Source organism: Bacillus haikouensis (assembly GCF_013179555.1).
Classification (GTDB): Bacteria; Bacillota; Bacilli; order Bacillales; family Bacillaceae_B; genus Rossellomorea; species Rossellomorea haikouensis_A.
The window spans coordinates 1-2,685 of record NZ_JABMCR010000418.1 but is presented as its reverse complement, the minus strand read 5'-3'; the positions used below and the strand labels follow the sequence as shown (position 1 = coordinate 2,685).

Below are 2,685 nucleotides of genomic sequence, written 5' to 3'. Positions count from 1 at the left end.
CAGAAGAAGTGCCTCTCGTACAAAAGCAGTTAATCAAGAAGTGCAATTCACAAGGTAAGCCTGTCATCACTGCCACTCAAATGCTAGACTCCATGCAGCGCAATCCAAGACCGACAAGAGCGGAAGCAAGTGACGTTGCCAATGCTATCTTTGATGGAACGGATGCAATCATGCTTTCAGGAGAAACGGCTGCAGGTACTTATCCTGTAGAAGCGGTTCAAACGATGCACAATATTGCATCAAGAGCGGAAACTGCACTGGATTTCAATGAGATCCTTTCTGCGCGCAGCAAAGAAAGCGATCATAATATGACGGACGCAATCGGTCAGTCGGTGGCCCACACTGCGATCAACCTGGATGTGAATGCGATCGTCGCGCCGACGGAAAGCGGACATACCGCACGCATGATTTCGAAATATCGCCCTAAAGCACCGATCGTAGCGGTTACTGGCACTGAATCCGTCTCCAGAAGGTTGGCTCTTGTATGGGGTGTATACCCAACAGTCGGACGCAGAGTATCCACAACGGATGAAATGCTTGATATGGCTGTGGAAGAAAGCATGAATTCCGGCATGACCAAGCACGGTGACCTGATTGTGATCACGGCAGGTGTTCCAATCGGTGAGTCCGGTACGACTAACCTGATGAAGATCCATATAGTTGGTGACATTGTCGCTAAAGGACAAGGGATCGGACGTAAATCTGCCTATGGAAAAGCTGTCGTGGCTTCCAGTGCAGAAGAAGCTGTGAAAAACGTTCAACCGGGTTCAGTGCTTGTCACAATCGGTACAGATAAGGAAATGATGCCTGCACTTGAAAAATGCTCTGCGCTGATTGTAGAAGAAGGCGGTTTGACAAGCCATGCAGCAGTTGTAGGGATCAATCTGGGCATCCCGGTAGTCGTTGGAGTCGACAATGCTACTTCCTTATTTGAAAATGGACAGGAAATTACAGTAGATGCTACTCGCGGCGTTATCTACAACGGTCATGCAAGTGTACTTTAACATATAAGAAGCAAGCCGGAGTCTCTGTTTGAGACTCCGGCTTTTTTTGGTTAGGGAGTGAATAAGATTACGGAATAATCCCCCTCCATCGCAATATGTTATAATGATAGAATCAAGTCATAAATAACAGGAGGAATTCCTCATGAGATATATTTTGCCGCTTTTAATTGTAGTACCTGCTTTGGAAATCGGGATCCTGGTTCTGGCTGGACAAGTAATCGGTGTGGTACCTACCGTGTTGATGATCATAGCTACAGGGATTGCAGGGGCATACCTGGCAAAGAAACAAGGGCTGGAGACGATCAGGAGAGCCCGGGAGGATATGCAGTACGCTCAGTTCCCCGGAGATGTGATCATTGACGGGCTATGCATATTGGTTGGGGGAGTACTATTGCTGACCCCTGGCTTCATTACTGATGCAACAGGCTTTTTATTGCTCCTTCCGGTAACCCGGAAATTATTTAAACCCTTCATCTACAAATTATTTAAAAAATGGTTCACTAACGGGAACCTCATTATTTACAGATAATAAAAAAGAGCCTGGGACAAAACGAATAAACCACGACATAAAGACGAACTATTTCAGTGTATGTTCTTAATACCGCTAATGATTTCCGTGCAAGACTTCGCTTTCCCCGGGTAGCTCGTGAGCCGCTTCGGGAAGCATGCGGGGTCTAGAGGTACACGTCATAAGCCAAACCCAGCAAGAAGGCAAAGAGCGTCTTTCAGGACGATCCGTCTTATGCCACGCGCCTCTGTGCAAAGCCCTTCCGCTTTTCTAATAAGCTACTCTTCCGAGGGAGTCTTCGTTTTGCACTCCAATCAACCGCTGGAAAGTGCTAAAACTTAAGCGTACATTGAACAAAATAATAACCCGAACTAATTTGCCTGGTAAAAGACAAATTAGTTCGGGTTTACTTAGATTATAACACTTTTGTCCTACCTTCTTTTTTCATGAAGCCGTTCGTTTTCCGTTTTGGTATCAACTTGGCTATTTCCCCATGATAAACCTCCAAATGTCTTCAAATACTCCTGCACGCCTAAGTGTTGAAAGGATGACCAGTACCACGGGTCCGACAATCAGGCCAAGGAAACCGATCAATTTGAATCCTGCAAAAAGAGCGATCAGTGTGGCCAGGGGATCAAGGCCGATACTGGAAGATAACACTTTCGGTTCCATGATCTGCCGCTGTACGACGACGACTAAATATAATACGGAGAGCCCTATTCCCAAACCGGCATCACCGGCAATAAATTCATAAGCGATCCATGGAACGAATACTGCACCTGTCCCTAAGTAGGGCAGGATATCTACCAAACCGCTCACAAGGGCGATAGTGATGGCGTAATCGACACGAAGGATGAGTAAGCCGATTAATACGATAATGGCGGTAATCGAGATTAACGTGAATTGCGCGCGGATAAAGCCGAATAATGCCTTCTTTAAATCGATGAATACGGTTTTTCCGCTTGCCATCGCTTTCCCGGGAACAAATCTATCAGCTTTGGCCGACAATGTATACCAATCTTTGCTTATAAAAAAGGTTGCAAGCGCAGAGAATATAAGCACCGATGCGGCATTCGGTATCCAGGAAATAAGCTGAGGAAGCCTCTGAAAAAAGTTCTGAAGAAAATCCCCTGCAGATTGGGCAACTTTGCTTCCGGCTGTTTCAATATTTTC

At 46.0% G+C, this 2,685-nt stretch carries 3 protein-coding genes; 2 read left to right on the top strand and 1 reads right to left on the bottom strand.

The features are described from left to right. The coding region (locus HP456_RS22495; protein WP_172255241.1) for a pyruvate kinase at positions 1-1,004 on the top strand (1,004 nt) is incomplete at its 5' end. Between the two features lie 142 nt (positions 1,005-1,146). Beyond that, positions 1,147-1,533 (top strand): FxsA family protein, encoded by a 387-nt coding sequence (locus HP456_RS22490; protein ID WP_172255239.1) that lies wholly within the window; start codon positions 1,147-1,149, stop codon positions 1,531-1,533. 462 nt (positions 1,534-1,995) lie between these two features. Here the strand turns inward: HP456_RS22490 and ytvI are convergent. Beyond that, positions 1,996-2,685: sporulation integral membrane protein YtvI (ytvI, locus tag HP456_RS22485; protein ID WP_172255237.1), on the bottom strand; the 690-nt coding region annotated here is incomplete at its 5' end.

What these genes read in the sequence shown, in the direction of transcription:
- HP456_RS22490 (WP_172255239.1), top strand. Translation starts at nt 1,147, where the DNA reads ATGAGATATATTTTGCCGCTTTTAATTGTAGTACCTGCTTTGGAAATC.